The sequence below is a fragment of the Streptomyces sp. NPDC002577 genome (assembly GCF_053594815.1).
The window spans coordinates 94,545-113,886 of record NZ_JBSFWK010000028.1 but is presented as its reverse complement, the minus strand read 5'-3'; the positions used below and the strand labels follow the sequence as shown (position 1 = coordinate 113,886).

19 protein-coding genes are annotated in these 19,342 nt (G+C 69.7%); 5 read left to right on the top strand and 14 right to left on the bottom strand.

The annotated features are described in order from the left end of the window. Positions 1-67: 67 nt before the first annotated feature. The 6 genes from ACWD4J_RS28775 to ACWD4J_RS28750 all read right to left on the bottom strand — a co-directional run bounded on the left by ACWD4J_RS28775 (position 68) and on the right by ACWD4J_RS28750 (position 7,008). On the bottom strand, positions 68-1,453 hold the full coding sequence (locus tag ACWD4J_RS28775) for an AI-2E family transporter (RefSeq protein ID WP_451398358.1): 1,386 nt from the start codon (positions 1,451-1,453) through the stop codon (positions 68-70). Positions 1,454-1,611: 158 nt separating this feature from the next. After that, entirely contained in the window at positions 1,612-2,310 is a 699-nt protein-coding gene (locus tag ACWD4J_RS28770) for an aggregation-promoting factor C-terminal-like domain-containing protein (RefSeq protein WP_451398357.1), read from the bottom strand. Between the two features lie 436 nt (positions 2,311-2,746). Further along, on the bottom strand, positions 2,747-4,069 hold the full coding sequence (locus tag ACWD4J_RS28765; RefSeq protein WP_451398356.1) for a PhoH family protein: 1,323 nt from the start codon (positions 4,067-4,069) through the stop codon (positions 2,747-2,749). 317 nt (positions 4,070-4,386) lie between these two features. Further along, positions 4,387-5,148, bottom strand: a complete 762-nt coding sequence (locus tag ACWD4J_RS28760) for an isoprenyl transferase (RefSeq protein ID WP_451398355.1) — start codon at positions 5,146-5,148, stop codon at positions 4,387-4,389. A 273-nt stretch (positions 5,149-5,421) separates the two neighbouring features. Continuing rightward, entirely contained in the window at positions 5,422-6,198 is a 777-nt protein-coding gene (locus ACWD4J_RS28755; RefSeq protein WP_451398354.1) for a class I SAM-dependent methyltransferase, read from the bottom strand. Positions 6,199-6,273: 75 nt separating this feature from the next. Then, positions 6,274-7,008 (bottom strand): prepilin peptidase, encoded by a 735-nt coding sequence (locus tag ACWD4J_RS28750; protein WP_451398353.1) that lies wholly within the window; start codon positions 7,006-7,008, stop codon positions 6,274-6,276. A 138-nt stretch (positions 7,009-7,146) separates the two neighbouring features. Here ACWD4J_RS28750 and ACWD4J_RS28745 point away from each other — a divergent pair, with 138 nt between their 5' ends. Further along, the gene (locus ACWD4J_RS28745) at positions 7,147-7,554 is read left to right on the top strand and encodes a DUF192 domain-containing protein (RefSeq protein WP_451398352.1); all 408 of its coding nucleotides are present in this window, start codon (positions 7,147-7,149) and stop codon (positions 7,552-7,554) included. A gap of 158 nt (positions 7,555-7,712) precedes the next feature. On the opposite strand, the gene ACWD4J_RS28740 is transcribed toward ACWD4J_RS28745, so the two are convergent. Then, positions 7,713-8,852, bottom strand: a complete 1,140-nt coding sequence (locus ACWD4J_RS28740; protein WP_451398351.1) for a peptidoglycan recognition protein family protein — start codon at positions 8,850-8,852, stop codon at positions 7,713-7,715. A 357-nt stretch (positions 8,853-9,209) separates the two neighbouring features. On the opposite strand from ACWD4J_RS28740, the gene ACWD4J_RS28735 reads away from it, so the two are divergent. Beyond that, a complete protein-coding gene (locus tag ACWD4J_RS28735) occupies positions 9,210-9,812 on the top strand; it encodes a DinB family protein (protein WP_451398350.1) in 603 nt (200 codons plus the stop codon). Positions 9,813-9,932: 120 nt separating this feature from the next. Here the strand turns inward: ACWD4J_RS28735 and ACWD4J_RS28730 are convergent, their stop codons facing one another. From ACWD4J_RS28730 to ACWD4J_RS28715, 4 genes are all read right to left on the bottom strand, one after another. Next, positions 9,933-11,276 carry a hypothetical protein gene (locus ACWD4J_RS28730; RefSeq protein ID WP_451398349.1) on the bottom strand — a complete coding sequence of 448 codons (1,344 nt, stop codon included), beginning with the start codon at positions 11,274-11,276 and terminating at the stop codon, positions 9,933-9,935. Then, on the bottom strand, positions 11,266-13,791 hold the full coding sequence (locus tag ACWD4J_RS28725; protein ID WP_451398348.1) for a hypothetical protein: 2,526 nt from the start codon (positions 13,789-13,791) through the stop codon (positions 11,266-11,268). Before ACWD4J_RS28725 ends, ACWD4J_RS28730 begins: the two co-directional genes overlap by 11 nt. 284 nt (positions 13,792-14,075) lie before the next feature. Further along, on the bottom strand, positions 14,076-14,384 hold the full coding sequence (locus ACWD4J_RS28720; protein WP_451398347.1) for a helix-turn-helix domain-containing protein: 309 nt from the start codon (positions 14,382-14,384) through the stop codon (positions 14,076-14,078). 9 nt (positions 14,385-14,393) lie between these two features. After that, a complete protein-coding gene (locus ACWD4J_RS28715) occupies positions 14,394-14,894 on the bottom strand; it encodes an ATP-binding protein (protein WP_451398346.1) in 501 nt (166 codons plus the stop codon). A gap of 286 nt (positions 14,895-15,180) precedes the next feature. On the opposite strand from ACWD4J_RS28715, the gene ACWD4J_RS28710 reads away from it, so the two are divergent. The 3 genes from ACWD4J_RS28710 to ACWD4J_RS28700 all read left to right on the top strand — a co-directional run bounded on the left by ACWD4J_RS28710 (position 15,181) and on the right by ACWD4J_RS28700 (position 16,884). Continuing rightward, positions 15,181-16,032, top strand: a complete 852-nt coding sequence (locus ACWD4J_RS28710; protein WP_451398345.1) for a helix-turn-helix domain-containing protein — start codon at positions 15,181-15,183, stop codon at positions 16,030-16,032. A gap of 9 nt (positions 16,033-16,041) precedes the next feature. Continuing rightward, positions 16,042-16,233: a hypothetical protein gene (locus ACWD4J_RS28705; protein WP_451398344.1), complete on the top strand. Its 192-nt coding sequence runs from the start codon at positions 16,042-16,044 to the stop codon at positions 16,231-16,233. Between the two features lie 135 nt (positions 16,234-16,368). Then, the gene (locus tag ACWD4J_RS28700) at positions 16,369-16,884 is read left to right on the top strand and encodes a hypothetical protein (protein ID WP_451398343.1); all 516 of its coding nucleotides are present in this window, start codon (positions 16,369-16,371) and stop codon (positions 16,882-16,884) included. 61 nt (positions 16,885-16,945) lie between these two features. On the opposite strand, the gene ACWD4J_RS28695 is transcribed toward ACWD4J_RS28700, so the two are convergent. The 3 genes from ACWD4J_RS28695 to ACWD4J_RS28685 all read right to left on the bottom strand — a co-directional run bounded on the left by ACWD4J_RS28695 (position 16,946) and on the right by ACWD4J_RS28685 (position 19,113). Continuing rightward, positions 16,946-17,464 carry an AAA family ATPase gene (locus ACWD4J_RS28695; RefSeq protein WP_451398342.1) on the bottom strand — a complete coding sequence of 173 codons (519 nt, stop codon included), beginning with the start codon at positions 17,462-17,464 and terminating at the stop codon, positions 16,946-16,948. A gap of 363 nt (positions 17,465-17,827) precedes the next feature. Beyond that, complete coding sequence (locus ACWD4J_RS28690; RefSeq protein WP_451398341.1) at positions 17,828-18,772, bottom strand: hypothetical protein; 945 nt, start codon at positions 18,770-18,772, stop codon at positions 17,828-17,830. A gap of 44 nt (positions 18,773-18,816) precedes the next feature. Then, a complete protein-coding gene (locus ACWD4J_RS28685) occupies positions 18,817-19,113 on the bottom strand; it encodes a hypothetical protein (RefSeq protein ID WP_451398340.1) in 297 nt (98 codons plus the stop codon). Between the last annotated feature and the right edge of the window lie 229 nt (positions 19,114-19,342).

Genomic DNA, 19,342 nt, shown 5'->3' with positions numbered 1-19,342 from the left:
CTCCCCCCGGGCCCCCCCGCGCGGGCGGGGCTGAATCTTCAGCCCGTCCGGCGCTTGAGGACGCCCGTCAGGGCGATGGGGGTTCCGGGGGCGAAGCCCTCAGTGCAGTGGCTCCGCGGGGCGGCGGCGAATGCCGCAGCCCCGCGGCCCCGCGGTCGTACGCATTCAGATAGCCGACGACCGTATTGGTCACCGCAACGAGCGGCACAGCCACCACCGCTCCCCCGATCCCCGCGACCATCCCACCCGCGGCGACCGAGAGGACGACCGCGAGCGGATGCACTCGCACCGCGCGCCCCAGGATGAACGGCTGCAGGATGTGGCCCTCGATCTGCTGGACGGCCAGCACCACCACCAGCACCATGACGGCCGTGAAGACGCCCTGGGTCACCAGCGCGACCACCACCGCCAGCGCACCCGACACCACGGCACCGACCAGCGGGATGAACGCGAACAGGAAGATGAAGACGGCGAGCGGCACGGCCATCGGCACGTCGAGGAAGTAGATGCCGAGGCCGATGAAGATCGCGTCGATCAGGGCCACCACCACTGTGCCGCGCACATACGCCGTCAGCGTCCGCCACGCCCGCGGCCCCGCGCCCGCGACTCCGGGCCGGGCGGGCGAGGGAACCAGCTTGAGCGTCCACTCCCAGATGCGCCGCCCGTCGTAGAGCAGGAACAGCGTCGAGAACATCGTCAGCACGATGCCGGTCAGCGCCTCGACGACGACGGTGACGCCTTCTAGCCCCGCGGACGTTATCGCGTCCGTGTTCGCGCCGATCGCCTCGCGCAGGTTCTTGGCGATCTCGTTGATCTGCTTCTCCGTCACATGGAACGGGCTGTTGAGCAGCCAGTTCCTGAGCTCGTCGATGCCGTCCTGGATCTGGTTGGAGAGGTTGTCGATGTTCTCCATGACCTGCCAGACGACGAACCAGCCCACGAGGCCCATCACGACGAACCCGAGGATCGCGGTGAGTGCGGTGGCGGGCCCACGGGGCACGCCGCGCCTGCGCAGCCGCGCCACGGTGGGCTGCAGCAGAGCGGTGATGAGCAGGGCGGCGACGAACGCCAGCACCACGAGTTGCACAGCGCTGATGACCCGCATCAGCACCCAGAGCGTGCCCGCGAGAACGAGGACCCGCCAGCCGGCCTCGGCAGCGACGCGCACGCCCCAGGGAACGGCGGCTGCGGGATCGGGCCGCGTGATCACACCGGGAGCGACGGGCGTCCCCTGTGGGACCGCGGCCGGGCCGGAGTCCTGGCCGCCGGAGGGACCGGACGGGACCGGCGCATCGTGGCCGGGTCCCGAATCGGAGGGCTCGGTGCCGGCCGGCGGGAACCCGTCGCCCTCCGCGTCCTCCTTCTCGGCCTGGGCGCGGCGTTCGGCCAGCCGCTCCCCCATACGGCTCAGTCCGGCGCCTAGCCGGTCCAGCCACCCTGGCACTCGCGACATATCCGTCCTCTTCCCCCCGTTTGCCCCCACCACTCCCCCCGAAGTCGTCCGGTCCGACCGTACATGGCAGAAGCCCCTCACCGTAGGACGGCAAGGGGCTTCGGAAGGTTGAGCGGCTTCCGGGCGGATGGGCGGCTTTCCGTACGGAAGGGGGTGGCTCAGTACCAGTGGTTGGCCTGCCAGAAGGACCAGGCGCCGCAGGGGCTGCCGTAGCGCGAGTCCATGTAGCTGAGGCCCCACTTGATCTGGGTGGCCGGGTTGGTCTGCCAGTCGGAGCCGGCGGACGACATCTTGGAGCCCGGCAGCGCCTGGAAGAGACCGTAGGCGCCGGAGGAGGCGTTGACGGCCCGGTAGTTCCAGCTGGACTCGTGGTCCACGATGTTGCTGAAGCACTGGAACTGGTCGCTGGCGACCATCTGCCGCGCCATCGCCTGGATCTCGGCGACGGTGTAGGAGCTCTGGACGTCGAAGCTGGAGGCGTCGCGGGAGGCGCTGCGGCTGGCCACTTCCTCGGCCTCCTTGCGCTCCTTGGCCTCCTGCTCGGCCTTCTCCGCGGCCTTCTGCTTGGCGACCGCGTCCTCGGCGGCCTGCTTGCGCGCCGATTCCTCAGCGGACTTCTTCGCAGCGTCGTCGGCAGCGATGGCCTGTGCGTCGGCCTGCTGCGTCAGTGACGCGGTCTGCACCTGGGCCTGCTGGCCCGCCGGTATGTCCGCGAGGAGGGTCGCGTCGCCTGCCGTTGCCTCGAAGTCGTTCGAGGGCTGCTGGGTGCTGCCCGAGGCAACGCCCACGACGGCGCCGACAGTGGTGACCGCAGTGGCGGATGCCACCGCGAATCCCCGGACCGAGATCCGGCTCACACGGTTTCCTTCCAGCATCGCCCGCTTGCGGGTGACCCTCGCGGACGCAATCGTGCCCCTGGCACTGGCCTCCCAACGACGGGTCACGGGAGGCACGGGCCCGGTGGGCAACTCCCTGGAGGGGAGCGCCGCGTGGTGCTCGGGCGGCATACGACAGCCTCTATGTAGTTCTGCGGTTCTGTGGCGCCGATGGTGCTGGCGGGACACAAGTGTCGTATGCGGGGCCTGACAGGACCCACACACTGCCGTAGCAAGACGCCGCAAGGCAATTCTCAGTTGCGTGTTAAACGTCACACATCGTTTGACCCAGGAGTTTTACGGAAAAGCGAACACGCCAAGACGCCGCCCGGCTAGGCTCTACGCCTTTGCCGGACGGCGCCAACTCCTGTGCAACCGCCACTCATTGGACGAGTAGGGACGGTCCAGGACGGACGGGTCAGATCTGCCCTTCCTCCAGCATTTCGGTCACAAGTGCGGCAATCTGCGAGCGCTCCGATCGGGTGAGGGTGACGTGCGCGAAGAGCGGATGCCCCTTCAGTTTCTCGACGACGGCGACGACTCCGTCGTACCGGCCGACCCGCAGGTTGTCGCGCTGGGCCACGTCATGGGTCAGTACGACACGGGAGTTCGCCCCGATTCGGGACAGAACGGTCAGCAGGACGTTCCGTTCCAGCGACTGCGCCTCGTCGACGATCACGAAGGCGTCGTGCAGGGACCGCCCGCGGATGTGCGTGAGCGGCAGCACCTCCAGCATCCCGCGCGCCGTCACCTCCTCGATGACCTCGCGGCTCGTCACCGCGGACAGCGTGTCGAAGACCGCCTGCGCCCACGGGCTCATCTTCTCGGCCTCGGTGCCGGGCAGATAGCCGAGCTCCTGCCCGCCCACCGCGTACAGCGGCCGGAAGACCATCACCTTCTGGTGCTGCCTGCGCTCCAGCACGGCCTCGAGCCCCGCGCACAGCGCCAGCGCCGACTTGCCGGTGCCGGCCCGGCCGCCCATCGACACGATCCCGACGTCCGGGTCGAGCAGCAGATCCAGCGCGATCCGCTGCTCGGCGCTACGCCCCTTGATGCCGAAGGCCTCCCGATCGCCGCGCACGACGCGGACATTGCCCTCGGGCGTGACGCGTCCCAGCGCCTTGCCGCGCTCGGAGTGGATCACCAGACCCGTGTGCACCGGCAGCTCGGCCGCCTCCGGGACGTACACGCTCTCCTCTTCGAAGAGGAGGTCCACCTGCTCTGCCGAAAGGGTGAGTTCGGACATTCCGGTCCAGCCGGCATCCGTGATGGCGAGCTCCGCGCGGTACTCCTCGGCGAGCAGGCCCACCGACGACGCCTTGATGCGCAGCGGCAGGTCCTTCGACACGACCGTGACGTCGTACCCCTCGGCCTGGAGGTTGCGGGCCACCGCGAGGATCCGGGAGTCGTTGTCCCCGAGGCGGTAGCCGGCCGGGAGCACGGTCGGGTCGGAGTGGTTCAGCTCGACGCGGACAGTGCCGCCCAGGTCCCCGATCGGTATCGGGGCGTCGAGGCGCCCGAACTTCACCCGGTAGTCGTCGAGCAGGCGCAGGGCCTGCCGGGCGAAGTAACCGAGCTCCGGATGGTGCCTCTTGGCCTCGAGTTCCGTGACCACCACGACGGGGAGCACGACCTCGTGCTCGTCGAAGCGGGACAGGGCGTTCGGGTCGGCCAGCAGGACGCTGGTGTCGAGAACGTAGGTGCGCCGGTCTGGCTTGGGGCGCTTTGTGCTGGTCACCACGGAAGGACGTACCCCCTCGGATGAGGTCGGGGAGCGACGAAAGGGATCGGGACCGGTCTCCGGCCGCGATGCGCGGGCCGAGCGCCGGCCCTCCAGCTGCCCGACGGAGGAGTTGCTCCTCGCGCGGTCGTCCTGGTGCAAAGGGCCTCCCGGGCGGACGGCCCCGTGCCGTCCGCTGAGATACGACGCCCACGAGCACGGGCGTCGACCTGGAAGGCTTATTCCCTCGAACACGCGCAGCCATGCCATGGCATATGACGGCGCGTTGGTGAACTCTGCGTTACCCGTTCCCCAGGGGTCGGACGGGCTATCGCGGGCTATCCGCCGTAACGCCGGTGCCGGGCCGCGTAGTCACGCAGGGCGCGGAGGAAGTCGACCTTGCGGAAGGCCGGCCAGAAGACCTCACAGAAGTAGTACTCGGAGTGGGCCGACTGCCACAGCATGAAGCCCGACAGGCGCTGCTCGCCGCTGGTGCGGATGACGAGGTCCGGGTCGGGCTGGCCGCGCGTGTAGAGGTGCTCGGAGATGACGTCGATGTCGACGAGCTCCGCGAGCTCCTCGAAGGTGGTGTCCTTCTGGGCGTGGTCCAGCAGGAGGGAGCGGACGGCGTCGGCGATCTCCTGGCGGCCGCCGTAGCCGACGGCGACGTTGACCAGTATCCCCGTGTTGCCCTGGGTGGCCTGCTCGGCCTCCTTCAGTACGGACTGGGTGCCGGCCGGGAGCAGATCGAGCGTGCCGACGTGGTGCACGCGCCAGCGGCCGTCGGCGGCGAGGTCGCGCACCGCGTCCTCGATGATGCCGACCAGCGGGATGAGCTCTTCCTCGGGCCGGTCGAGGTTGTCGGTGGACAGCATCCACAGGGTGACGACCTCGACGTCCGTCTCGGCACACCAGCCGAGGAACTCGGCGATCTTGTCGGCCCCGGCGCGGTGCCCCTGCGCGGTCGTGCCACCGGACGCCTTCGCCCAGCGGCGGTTGCCGTCGAGGATGACCCCGATGTGCTTCGGCACCTGGTCGTGGTCCAGACGGCCTTCCACCCGGCGTGCGTAGAGTCCGTACACCAGGTCGCGCAAGTTCACGTGTGGTCAGTCCCTCCGTGTGGCCGTGCTGCGGACGACAGTTCCCGAGGGCGACACCCTACCGCCGGAGTATGTGGACTCGGGCACAGGGCTGGTCCCCGCTGCGCGGCTTCAGCCGGCCGAAGAGAAACGGGCCGGTCCGTGGGGGGGAGACGGACCGGCCCGAGGGGGGGTTTCCACCATAACCCTTCGTGAGTGATGCTGCGTGCATCGGCGCGTCACTACTACTCTCCGCATTCATGCAGCGACGGTTTGCGGCCACTCGTCGGGCACTCAGGCCGGCTTGCGGGCCTCGATCAGGAAGCGGGCGCTGTGGGCTGTGAACGGCCCCTCCGCCTCGATCTGCTCGTGCAGTGCGCGCAGCCGCGGCCGGTACTGCTCGACGGTGAACCCGGGCACCATCCAGACGACCTTCCGCAGGAAGTGGACGACGGCCCCGATGTCGTGGAACTCCATCCGCAACCGCTCCGAGCGCAGGTCGACGACCTCCAGTCCGGCCGCCTCGGCCGCGGCCCGCGCGGCGTCGGGATGCCGACCGCTGCGTACCTCCTCCGGCTGCGGCCCGAGGAAGTACTCCACGACCTCGAACACGCTCGCGGGACCGACTTCCTGCGAGAAATACGTGCCGCCCGGCTGCAGCACCCGCGCGATCTCATCCCAGCGGGCACACACCGGGTGGCGGCTCACCACCAGGTCGAACGTGTCGTCCGCGAACGGCAGCGGCGCGTCCTCCGGCGATGCCACGACGACCCCGCCGCGCGGGCGCAGCAGTGCGGTGGCCTTGGCGAGGTTGGGCGGCCAGCCCTCGGTGGCGGCGGTCAGCGGCGGGAGCTTCGGGGCGGAGGCGAGGACCTCTCCTCCCCCGGTCTGGATGTCCAGCGCGGCCGAGGCCCGCGCCATGCGCTCGCCCATCGCGCGCGCGTACCCCCACGAGGGCCGCTCCTCCGTGGCCCGGCCCTCGAACCAGGAGAAGTCCCAGCCGTCGACCGAGGCGGCCTCGGCCTCCGCGACGAGCTCGTCGAATCTGTCCTTGGGCTGATCCCTGTCCATGGGGTGATCGTTCCAGCGGGCGGCGCACGCCCGCGACTGAATTACGCGGCCCGGTCACGCAGCGGCTGAAGGCCGTCAGCCCGCCGCGAGCCCTCCCAGCAGCAGGCCCACGAACGCCCCTCCGATCATGAACGGGCCGAGCGGGATCGCGGACTTGCGGCCCGCCCTGCGCAACGCCACCAGCGCCACGCCGTAGAGGGCACCGAAGAGCAGCCCGGCGAAGGCGCCCATGAACAGCACCGTCCAGCCGTACCAGCCGAGGGCCGCGCCGAGTCCGACCGCCAGTTTGACGTCGCCGAACCCCATGCCGGCGGGGTTGATCAGGAAGAGCACGAAGTACGCACCGCCGAGCACGAGGGCGCCCAGCAGCGCCGTGGTCCAGGACCCGGCGCTGCCCGGCAGCAGGGCGGCGAGCCCCAGAAGGACGGCGGCCGCGGCGGCGAGCGGCAGGGTGAGCACGTCGGGCAGCCGGTGCACGGCGTAGTCGGTGAGGGCGAGCAGTACGGCGAAGGGTGCGGCGAGCAGCCAGACCGCGAGTTCGGGGCGGGGGCCTGTGGCCGCGGCGAGCAGCGCGCACACCAGCGCGGTGACGGCGGCGACGACGGCGGTACGAGGCCCGTACGCCGTGCCGTCGGCGCACCGCGCCCGTCCCAGCCAGCCGCCGAGCGGCCCGGTGATGGGGTGCCCGGCGGGGCAGTCGCCGCGCCACGGCTCCTCGGGTTCGACGGCGAGCCGGTAGGCGGCGCGGGGCAGCAGGGCCCCGGTTGCGGCGCCCCACGCGGCGGCCACGGCGATCAGCAGCTGGTACACGCCGGGGACCCTATGCGCCTGCGACCCGGGCGGCATGGGCCCACGGGCCCATGACAGGACCCACTGTGGTGCGGATACGGTCGGGGCGGCGTCGGAAGACAGACAGCCGAAGGGCAACGGACGGACAGGGGGCGGGCGATGGGGCGCTGGCGCAACGGCCGGGCGACGCTGGTCGTACACGAGGACGGGTACGGGGGCGGTCACGGCGAAGGTGCCGAAGGCGGCGCCGTCACGGTCCCGTTGGAGTTGGCGACCTCGTTCCGGGCCCGCACCCGGGGCCTCCTCGGGCGCGACGGAATCGACGGCGCGATCCTGCTGTCCCCCGCGAGCAGCATCCACACCTTCCGCATGCGGTTCGCGATCGACGTGGCCTGCCTGGACCGCCACCTGAACGTGCTGACCGTCCAGACCGTGAAGCCGGGCCGCCTCACCCTTCCCCGCCTCAGGGCCCGGCACGTACTGGAGTCGGGTGCCGGGACGATGGCGGGGTGGGGGCTGCGGCCCGGGGCACGGGTGACGGTGGAGGAGATCGCCCAGGTGTCCTAGGAGGCCGATGAAGATCTTGCTCCGACCACCCGGCTCGCCCCGGATTGCCAGTAAATGTCAATCGTCATGAACCGATGCAAGCCGGGCGCGATTCCAAGATCTTCAGGACACTCCTAGGCCCTGTCGTCGAACGACAGGACCTGGCGCCGAAGCGCAGCTCAGACGTGGCGTGCTACCGCCGCCCGCACCCGCGCGAGCTCCGCGTACATCACCTCGCCGGGGCACTCCGTCGCCATCCAGTCGCGGTGACCGCTGATGGACTGGACCTCCTTCTGGGTGCCGGTGATGGGGTTCGTGTAGGTGAGCCGCGCCTGCGGGTCGAGGCCGTGGAAGCGGCACAGGACCCGCACCAGGCGGGTGAGGGAGGTGCGGGCCGCGTCCGTCGGGCCCTGTTCCATCAGGTTGCCGAGGAGGGCGATGCCGAGGTTGCCGGAGTTGAAGCCGCCGACGTGGAAGGCGGTGACGAGCTTGCCGTCGGCGTCGTGGGCGGGGATGCCGTCGTCCCCGGAGTAGCGGCCCTCGTAGATGCGGCCTTCCTCGTCGATGAGGAAGTGGTAGCCGATGTCGCCCCAGTCGTTGGTGATCGCGTGCAGCTCGTAGATGGCGCGGACGGTGGCGGCGGGGTCGGGGTCGTCGTTGGGGGTCGCGGTGTGGTGGACCGTGATGGTCTGGAAGGGGTAGTACGCGGTCGGCGTGTTCTCCGTGCCGTCCGGCTTGAACCGCTTGGACTCGTCGGCACCCCAGGCCGCCCGCGTCAGATACACGACGCCGCGTACGCGGGTCGGGTCCGTGGGGACGTCCACCTCGCGCTCCGGGCCGCGGCTCGTGTCGAGGGCGACCGACCGCAGTCCGGTGGCGCCGTCGGGGGCCTTCACCTCGTATCCGGACGCGCTGCCGGCGGGGACGAGCAGCGCACCGCCGTTCGCGTCCGAACAGCCGCTGCGGCTCAGGGACTTCCAGTCGCCGTCGGCGCCGTCGGCGGTGCGCAGCCGGATGGAGCCGCCGTCCGCCGAACTGGTTCCCTCCCAGCGGACGCCCACGTATCCGATGGGGAAGGCGGCCTCGACGGGGGTCTCGCCGGTGGCCGCCTTGGAGCGGGTCTCGGGGAACTTCTCGGCGGTGGTGCCGCCCTGCGCGGCGCCGCTCGCGCCGGTGGGCTCGCCTGAGTCGGTGGAGTCGGTGGTGGCGGCCATGACGGCGGGAGTGATCACGGCTCCGGCGGCGACCGCGCCGGTGGCGCCGATCAACCCGCGGCGGGTGAGGCGGGACTTGGCGCGGTGGGAGGGGGGAACAGCCATGTGGGGGGTTCCTTACGCGTTCCTTGAGTACGGGTGACTCGTGAGTACGTACGTAACTGCTCCGCCTCAATAACCACAACAGCACCATCAGTCACAGCGGAGACACAACCGAATCCTAGTCATCTTTCCGGACATGGAAGGGAGTTGTTGCCGACACGGGTGGGGCGCCCATGGCCGCGGACGCGCGCATCGTGGGCGGAGATCCGCACATCGTGGGCATAGGTCAGGGCGCAGTGGCTCAGGGAGCGAATATCAGGGACCTCGGATGGCGACTCATCCCGCTCGGCCCGATCCTGAAGGAGCCGAGAGGCTGAGAAACCGAGAGGCTGAGTGCCTGAGCTTCAGAAGGGGCGCGCGATGGACTCGACGGACTTCCACTGGGCCGACCAACTCGTCGACCAACTGGAGTTCTACTGGAACTTCCACTTCCTGCCGCGGCTGGCGGACCTCTCCGACGAGGAGTACTTCTGGGAGCCGGTCGACGGATGCTGGACGCTGCGCCGGAACGAGGAAGGCCGCTACGTCCTCGACGACGGCGAACCGCCGGAGCCGCCGCCGGTGACCACGATCGCCTGGCGGCTGGTCCACATCGGCGGGTACTGCCTGGCGAACCGGGCCAGCGCGTTCTTCGGCGCGGGCGGCGGCCCGGACGACGCCGACATGTTCGATCCCCGTCACGTACCGGCGGATCTACCGGGCAGCGCGGCCGAGGCCCTGAAGTTCCTCGAAGAGAGCTTCCGGCGCTGGCGCGACGGGGTCGCCTGTCTCGACGAGGAGGCCCTGCGCACTCCGCTCGGCCCCAAGGGCGGGCCGTACGCCGAGTCGCCCATGGCCGGACTGATCCTGCACATCAACCGCGAGATCATGCACCACGGCGGCGAGGTCTGCCTGCTGCGGGACCTCTACCGGGCGACGGGGGCGACGGGCCGGGGCGCACGGCTGGCTGCGCTGACGCGGTGAGATCCGTCTTTCAGCAGGCGGTTCGAGACGCCCTGGTCGAAACGCCAGGCGCGTCCACTCCTCGGACATGTCGCAGGTCAGAAGGGTGCCGCGACGCCGAGGCCGGGTCGGCGGCCTCGCTCAGCTCTCTTCGGCCTGCGCCCTGACCTCAGGCGGCAGGGAGTCGTCGCCTGCGATACGGGCGAGGGCCTCGCGGCTCTGCGGGACGGTGTCCCACCAGCGCAGCATCGAGACGGCCTGCCCGGCGGCCACGCCGTTCCGTGCGTACCGCTCGGCGAGCTCCATCGCCCACGGGGTGATGGGAGCCTCGTCGTCGACGTACATGCCGAGCCAGGTGAAGACCTCGCCCGCGATCCAGCCGGCGATCCACGTAGTCCACTGCTGGATGAAGCGTTCCGCTTCCTCGCTGCCGGGGTCCTGCGGGACGCCGGGGATGCCGAGCAGTGCGCACTCCCGCATCGCCTCGGTCAGGCGCTCCCGGGTGACGTGTCGCGCGTACGGCATGATGTGCCGCATGACCGAACGGACCTCGAGCCAGGCGGGCCGCTCCTCGTCGTTGTCCCCTTCCCATGCCGGGGCGGGGACGGGTTCTGGGACCGGCCCGGCCGGCGCGCATGCCTCGAGAATCGCCCGTGCCCGAGCGAAGTTCTCTTCGGTCTCGGGCAGTTCAGGGGGCCACTGGAAGCCGGCGCCCCACTCATAGGGAAGCGCCTGTACGGCGGGGGGCAGCAAGGGTTCCTCGCCCTGGGCCGGTTCCTGCCCGCGGGCGTCGTAGCCGGGCCGACGCAGCTCGATGAGCTTCTCCCGCGCCCACGCGCGATGGGCTTCGCTCACCCCGTCGTCCCGCACCACACGCAGGAGCGCCCTCTCGCCGTGCGGCGCCCCGAGGGCGTCCAGCAGGTTCACCGCGTAGTGAGCCGCGAGTCCGTTCTCGATGCAGCGCTCTGCCACCGCGGCAATGCGCTCGGCGTCCCCTGGCTCCTGCTGCAGCCACCACAGCACGTCATGGGCCCAGCCGTAGAGCGCCGAGCCGGCCCATTCCGAGGCGACCTGGTCCGACTGCTCCTCGAGCCACCAGTCCGGCACCGGCGGGTCCGCTTTCTCCGCCCACCCGCGAAGTACGTCGGTGACGCCCTCGCGGGTGAGGCGGTCGGCCGTCGGCATGGCCTGGGCGATCCGGTGGCCGGCTTCCTCGCGGAACCGGTCGAAGAGCTCCCAGGACTCGTCGCTCCAGACGCCCTGCACGACCCGCACGCCCTGCACGCCCTGCACGGCTGACGGCCCACCCTGCACGACCGGCGGTGCGGTCAGCGCGGCCGCCAGCGCGTCGAGCGCCGCGCGCTCGTTCGCCTCCGTGTGCGGCAGCTCCTCCAGCTTCCGCCGCCGCTCCCGCGTCAGGTCGTTCCACGGCGGATTCAGCTCGCGCATGGCCGAGGGCAACAGGTGGTGCGCGTCAGGAAACACCCAGGTACTCCATGGCGGTCTTGGGGTCCTTCATCTTGCCCGAGTCCCGCGCCGCCTGCTTCTCGGCGGGGGTCTTCTTGTTCCAGGCGTCGCTCATCGCCTTGAGCTGCTGCGACGAGATGTCCGTACCGGCGACGCGAAGGTCGAGGCCGTTGTCGGCGAAGGTCTGGGCCGCAGTACCGCTCGGTGTCTCTCCCCTCTTGTTGCTCTGGTAGCCGTCGAAGATCTTGTCCCAGCCCTCCTCCGTCTCGATCTCATAGCGTGCCTTGCGGCCGGGGTTGGCCTTCTGCCAGTCGGCCAGCTTCTTGGCCTGGGCCGGCACGGAGGCTTGGGTGGCTGCCTGGCCGGTGTTCTTCACCTCGGCGACGTGGATGTTGCCGTCCTTGCCCTTGTAGACGACATCGGCGTCGTCGATGGCGCTGACGTCGGCGATGGTTCCGTCGCCCAGGTCCACCTTGCTGCGGCCCTTCTTCGCGCCGATTCCGGCGTAGACCTTGGTGCCCTCGGCGGCTTCGTTGTCCGCTGCCCGCTTCGCCGCCTTGACCTCGGCCATGGCCTCCGCCAGCTGGTGACGGTCGTTGGCCTTGAGCACCGAACCACCCAGCGAGCCGCGGCTCTGGCTCTCGATGTTCTTGGTCTTCAGCATGTCCGAGAGGTCCTGGAGGGACTTGGCCAGTTCGTCCTTCCCGAACTCGCCCTTGCGCTTGTCCGGGTTGTCCTTCGCCTTGGCCACGAGCTGGTCGATCTTCTTCTCCTCGAGGTTGAACCTCTCGCTCTTGGGCGTCTTCTGCTTGTCCTTGGCGTCCGCGATGGTCTTCTTCGCGTCCGCCGCCGCCTGGTCCAGCTCCACGCCGTCGGCGACCTTGTCGGCCTCGTCCGCCTTCTCGCGAGAGTCCTGGGCCTCCTTCTTGGCCGCCTCGTCGCAGCCGTCCTCGGCGAGGATGACGTACGGCGAGCTGGACGCCCCCGCGGCGATGACCGTCGTACCGGTACCGGAAGAGCCGGTGAGGCCGGGCCCGCCGCCGCCGTACGGGACGGTGAGACCGGGCGCGGAGAGGGTGCAGCCGGATTCCCGGGCCTTCTTCTCGGCCTCGTCGGCGGCCTTGTCCGCTTCGTTCGCCGCCTTGCGCGCGGCGCCGGCGTCGCCGATCTTCGCGGCCTTACGGGCCTTCTCCGCCGCCTCGGCCGCCTTCTCGGTGAACTTCGCCAGCTTGGTGAGCTTGTTCAACTTGTTCAGCTTGTTGAGCCACTTCACCTCGCCGACACCGGGGATGAACATCGAGCCGATGTTCCAGGCGGTGTTGCCGATGCCGTCGCCCCAGTTGCCCTTCTTGAAGGAGTCGATGTCCACGAAGGAGTTCACGAGGAAATCGGCGGAGAACTCCCCGGGAGTGCCGGCCCATTCCAGCGGAACGGTGAGGTAGTTCCAGCCGCCCTCGTCCCACCGCTTGCCGAGCTCGTCGGCCTTCCCGGACCACCAGTCACCGGTGTACGTGGACAGGCCGTCCCACATCTGTTTCACCGAGTCGATGGGGTGCACGACCATGTGAACGGTGTCCTTGACGTCGCCCCACGCCGCCTTGAAGGGCGAGGTGAAGATGTCACCGATCTGGCGGAGGGTGCTCTTCTTGTCGCCGCCGCCGTCGTCCTGCGACTGCGCGGCGGTGCCGTCGGCGGGGATGGGTTCGTCGGCGGGCCCGCCGGAGTCGTCGTCATCGCTGGTCGCGCTGCCGTCCGTATCACCGGAGCCGGAGCCGGAGCCGCCCGACGCGGAACCCCCCGACCCGGACCCGCCCGACGCGGAACCCCCCGACCCGGACCCGCCCGACGCGGAACCCCCCGAGCCGGAACCCCCCGCCGCCCCGGAGTCGGATCCGCCGCTCTGCGTCCCAGCCGCGTTGTCCCCGTCGTCGCGCCCCGCCTGGACCTCCGTGCCCCCGTTCCCCTTCGGCGCAGGGCAGGCCGTGCCCGTCACCTGGCACACCGCCGACTGGAAGCCGCCGGATATCTGCCCGGCCACCCCCGTCACCAGCAGCGCCACGACGATCCCGGCCACCAGCGTCACAAGGCCGACGTACTCGAGGACCGACTGGCCCTCGTCGCTGTGCCGCCACTTCAGCATCCGCTCCAGGCTGAACCCGGGGTTCTCCGCCCGGTCCAGCTCCGGCAGCAGGAACCACTCCCGCGCGGACCGCTGCGACAGCAGCACGATCACGGCGATCGGCATGGCCGACTGCACGAGGCCCCGAAGGTCCCCGCGCCCCAGCGACCCCAAGGCCTGCAGAAGCAGCAGGCCTTGGACACCGATCAGCGACCACCGCACATAACGGCCCCCGGTCCACGCCTTCAGCGCCAGGACCAGACCCGCGACGCCCGGCGCGGCCGCGTACACCAGCAGCCCGAGCATTTCGCCGGTCAGCGACGGAATCGCCACCAGCGCGCCCAGAACTCCGATCGCGGTGAAGCCGAACAGTACGAAGACGAGGACGCGCGCCGCCACCACGGTGCGCGGCATGCGCACCCGACCTGCGCTGTATGCGGGGTAAGGCCCGAAGGGTGCCCCGGGGCCGTAGAAAGCCGACATAGCCGGTGATCGTACGAACGGACACCGACATTCGGCGTGGGCCCCAGGGCCCAACTCCGGGCCCACTAAAGGCTTGTTGCGTGCCGAGCTCCGGCACTTGCGCCTGCGCGTGATTATGCGTCGCCTTCGGCCCTCTTCGACGTCCGGAGCGTGGACGCCGTCAGGCCCCCTCCCCACGGCTCCGCCCGCGGCCAGCTGTCGCCGGATCCCGCCGTTCAGGCGGCGTGGCCCTCGAATCGGAACTCCGGGGTGGCGCGAGGATCGATTCGGGCACCCGACTCAAGGGCGGCAGCAAGCCGCTCGATCAGTTCCAGAGTGGGATCGACACCGCTCTCTTCGATCGACTCGATGTCCTCTTCGGACATGTCGGCTCGACGAGCCAGCTCAGCCATGCTCCAGCCAAGCGCCGAGCGCCGCTCGTAGACAGCCTGAGCAAAGTCCATCCGCCGGCCCGTGGCACGGTACGCCGGATCCTCCCGGTGCTCAGCCGGGACCTTCCAGCTGGTGTGGTATCCGCCGCTCATCAGGCTTCCTCATCCTGGCCCCGCGTCCGCGTAGGCGCGGGCGCCCTCCCTCGGCAGCACCGCCCACATCCGCGTACCGCCTGTCGGTTCCCGGGCATCGCCGAAGCCCCAGTCGCCGCCGCACGCCCGGACCACGCAGGCCAGCAACCGCAGGTCCGCCCTGCGCCGCGCCTCGCACGCCGCCGCGAGGCGCGGGTGCGTATGGCGAGGGTGCCCGTCGTAGACGATCACCCTCAACGCGCCCTCCCTGTAGCGCAGCGACACGTACACCTCGGCGGTGGGCGTGAACCGGCAGGCACACGCCGCCAGTTCGCCCACCACCTGCACCGCCGCGTCCGTCACGTCCTGCAGGCCGTGGGCCCGCAGGATCGTACGGGCCGCGGCCCTCGCGACCGCCGGGCTCGCCGGGGCGGCGGGGAGCGTGAGGCTGTACGCCAGCGTTTCGGGGGTGGGGGGTGGCGTCGGCTGTACGGGGGCCGGGCTCGGGCAGGACGAGATGGATACGGACACAGCGACTCCCTCTGGGGTGCGGTGATCGTTGAGCGGTTGGCGCCGAGTGCGCGCGCCCGGTGGCCTGTCTCCCTGGCGCGGGCCAACCCCTCCCAGGGCAGGAGGCTGCGGGCAGGCTCGCGCGATGCACTTCCGGTTACGGAGTTGCGTAAGCGTCGCGTCACTCACTGTAGGGCACGACGGAGTACGTGTACTACCTCTTCGTCGACTCGGCTTCGTCCGCGGTGGACCGACCGCGCGATACGGAGGCAGACTGACCCCGTCGCCGGGTCGGACAGGAGGACTGATGGCGCCGAGAAGTACCCCAACTGAGCGTCAACGGCGCCTCGGTACGGAGTTGCGCAAGATGCGCGTGGCCGCCGGGATGACCACGGAGTACGCGGCCGGGCTGCTGGGAGTGCCACGCACGAACGTGCCCAACATGGAGTCCGGCCGCTCCGGCATCAGCCCCGATCGCGTACGCACACTCGCGAGCAACTACGGCTGCGTGGACCAGGCACACGTCGACGCGCTGGCCGCCATGGCCGCCGAGCGGAACAAGGGCTGGTGGGAGACGTATCGGGGACGACTTCCCATCAGCTTCCTGGACATCGCCGAGATGGAGTGGCACGCCAGGCGCCTGCGGATCGCCGTGAGCGTGCACCTGCCCGGCCTGCTCCAGACCGAGGATCACGCTCGCGCCGTGTTCGAGGCCGTGATCCCGCCCCTGCCGGAGGTCGACGTCGACGTACGGGTTGCGCATCGGATGGACCGGCAGCAAGTACTGGACCGGCCCCGGCCGCCGGAACTCGACGTCATCGTGCACGAGGCCGCGCTCCGGATGGAGTTCGGCGGTTCGGCAGTGGCGCGGCGGCAGTTGGAGCACCTGCTGCGCATGTCCGAGCTGGAGGCTGTGACCGTACGGGTCATCCCCTTCAAGGCAGGCGGCTTTCCGGGGGCGGGCCAGTCGGTCGTGTACGTCGAAGCGGACGTACCCCAGCTGGACACCGTCGAGCTCGACAGCACGCACGGCCCTGAGTTCATCGACTCGGAGATGCAGCTGCGCAAGTACCGGGCCCAGCTCGACGCGGCGGAGTCCGTGGCGCTGTCCCCGGAAGCCTCACGCGAATTCATCCGCGCTCTCGCGGACGACCTCTAGGAGAACCCCGTGCCGGACATCAACTGGGAAGCGCCCTTCTGCGGGGAAGGCGCCAACTGCTTCCGCATAGGTACCGACTCCGACGGCAACGCCTATATCGCCGTCGCCGGACAAGAGGACCACTACCTCACCGACACCCGCGAAGCGCTCCGTACTCTCATCCGGGACATCAAGGCGGGCAAGGCCGACCACCTGCTGTAAGCCCGCCTGCCTCCCTCCGACCTGGCAGGACCTGTCGGCATAGGCCAGTTGAGGCGTCAGATCACGTCGCGTGGGGTGTTCCCCGCGCTGTCATGACTGCTTCACTGAGTAGCGAGAAGCATTCGGAGGGTACGCATGTCTGGTCTGGAAGATGCTGCCGCTGCTCACGCGCGCCGACTGAGGAGGGAGGCCGAGGCCGCCGCCGCGCGGCGCGCTGAGGCGCAGCGTGCCGCGGAGAAAGAGCTTGTGCACTTGCGTGAGCGTGCCCGGGAGTTCTTTGCTTTCGCCCGTGACCATGGCGCTCCTGTGTTCCGCCGTTACGACCCTTCAGAACCCATGGCCAATACCAAGCTGACTCGTACCGACGAGGTCTGCGTGGTTGTTGAGTCAGCCAGGGAACGGGTCGGGGGTCCGAAGGCTGTTACCAGCAATGGCTTGGTCTATCCCTGGGCGCAAATCCATCAGAAACGGAGATTCCTCCACCCCTGGTTCCAGGGCATTCGCGACGACGTCTTCGTCACCGCAGACATTCACACACGCGACTATGGCGCCACCGAACGCCTCGTTGACTGGGTGGCCGCTGCGGCGGCACTGCTCGATCCCGTCGCAGGGACCGGAGTGCAAAAGGACGGATCGATCAAGTACCTGTAGGGCACCGCGCGCGAGCAGGCCCGGCTGCTCAACCAAGGACACGGGCGCCAGCGGGCGGGCCTCAACTCTTGACGGCCTCTGCGATCTGCAGGGCGGCCTGGGCGGGCGTGAGGTGCGTGGTGTCGACGACCTCGGCCTCGCCGTGCAGCCACGTGCGGGCCGCCTCGGCGTAAGGCTCGAGGTATTTGAGGCGGAACGGGGAGGGGACGGGATGCTCCCCCTCGATGCGCCCGCGGAGGGTGTCCTGGTCGGCGTGGAGGACGAAGTGCCTTACCGGGATGGCATGGTGGGCGAGACCCGCGCTGATCTCGCGCCAGTACTGCTCGACCAGGACGGTCATGGGAATCACCAGAGTGCCGCCGGTGTAGTCGAGTACGCGGCGGGCGGTCTCGACGACGAGCTGCCGCCACGGCGGCCAGTGCTGGAAGTTGTCCGTCTCGGGCAGCCCCGGCCTGATGTCCATGAGTGTCTCGCCGACCTTCTCGGCGTCGAACACCCGTGAATCCGGGATCAGCTGCTGCACGAGTGCACTGGTCGTTGTCTTGCCTGCGCCGTGGGTGCCATTGATCCATACGATCACGGGAGCCGATGCTAGCGCCGTGCGGGCCGCGGGAACGGGCACGGCAGAAATCCGGTACGGCTTCGGCGTCCGCGGTGCACCTGGGCGACTGCACGAGGACCAGCTGGCACTCGACGTGCCGACGCTCGACCCCCTGGGGCCGCCTTGGGCGCCCCCTGGTTCTGGGCGCCCAAGGCCACGCAGCACGAGGCCGGTCCCGCGTCTCTGCGCGGGACCATGTAGGGTCTCGCGCTCCGTCTCATAACACGCGCCTCTGACCTGCCAGTTCTCCAGTTGTCTCACGGCGAGCGATAAAGATCAGTCTCAGGTTCGTTTCATATCCTCAAAAGGCGCGGGTCGTCGCACGTCGCCTTGGAACGACACCTACTGGCGGTGGGTTTCGGGTCCGATGAGATAGGTCAGCCGCGCCCGGTCGCGTTCGGTCGTCAAGTCGAGCGCGGTCACAGGGTGGCTGGTCCACACCGGTGAGCCGTCGATCCACGGCACGAGCCAGGTGACGGGACGGAGCGAGCCGTGGACTTCCGCAACACCCGCGGGCGGAAGGCGCCGCGCCTGCCGCTTCTTGGCGAGCCGCAGCAGCATCGGCGGAGCCTCATCCGGGTCACCGTCCGCCCGGTACAACACCAAGTAGGCCTCACCGCCGTACGGTTCGCGCAGTAGTAGCCAGCGCATCGGGCGTACGTGCTCGCTCACAGCCACGCGGGCGACAGCGCGGACGTCCCGTATTTGGAACACGATCAACGCCACGCCGACGGCCGCGAGTACGAGGGAGAACCACCCGAAGCCGGTGCTGCTGAAGAAATGCGACACGACGTCGCTCAGCCCCAAGGCTGCGACGAAGACGATCGAGGCGGCGCCGCCGGGCAGGTCGAAGGCGGCGAGCAGGTCGCGGCTGCGCCACCAGACCAGCTGCCTGCGACTGTCGCTCACTGGCGGTGCCGGTCGCAGCCCTACTCCACCGGACAAGCGCTCAGCGGCCCTGAGGAGGGCCTCATAGGTGAGGTCCGGGGCCGGCAGGGGCGCCTGCCGGGTACGTCGGACGGCCATCCGGCGGCGACGCTCCCTCCGCGACTCGGGATCCAGCCGACGCAGCAGGCCGACCCATGCCGTGATGCCCATCAGCAGACCGCCGAAGAAGACCATGACCCAGGCGAAGGCCCCGGCTTCCGTCTCTTCCTGGAATCCCTCGAAGTACCCCACCGCCACGCCCGGCGCCGCAAAGAAAAGGCCCACGACTCCGATGCGCAGCAGCCACTTCTCGAGCGCGGCGCCCGGGCCCACGGGTGGTACGTCCCTGCGAGCAGCCATACGTCTCTCGCTCTCGTGTGTCCTGCAGCTGACGGCCAACGGGTTCAGACAGCATCCTGTCGATGGGAGCTCGCGTTCCGTGCGGTCGGCTGGCCGTCCGTGCTCCGTCCCGCAAGGCGTAGCGCGGGCTGGATGAGGTGCATGGCCGCGTAGAGGGCCAACCAGCCGCCGGCAAGCATTCCCCAGAAGGCCAGGTTTCCGAGGTTCTTCGTCTCAGGATCGCCGTAGTAGCGGGTGCCCAACAGGTAACCGCAGACGCCGATTGCGGCGCCCAGGAGAGCAAGGAGCCACCACATAGGTCGGCGGCTTTTCTGCTGGCGCGGCTTGCGTACCACTCTCATCAGCCCCCTTTTGTTCGACCATCCAGCTATAGACACCCCAGGCAGCGTGAGGGTTGCGCGCGCCGGCGCTGTTCCAGCGCCACGTAACGGACGACCCTGGGAACGGAGTTGCTGATCAGCCCTGCACCATCACGAGATCAGCACTGTGTATGGCCGGTGGGGAGTGTCGGAACGGATGCTAGCGGCGGCGGGGGCGATCTTGATTCCGGTTCGATGACGGGCCCGTTTT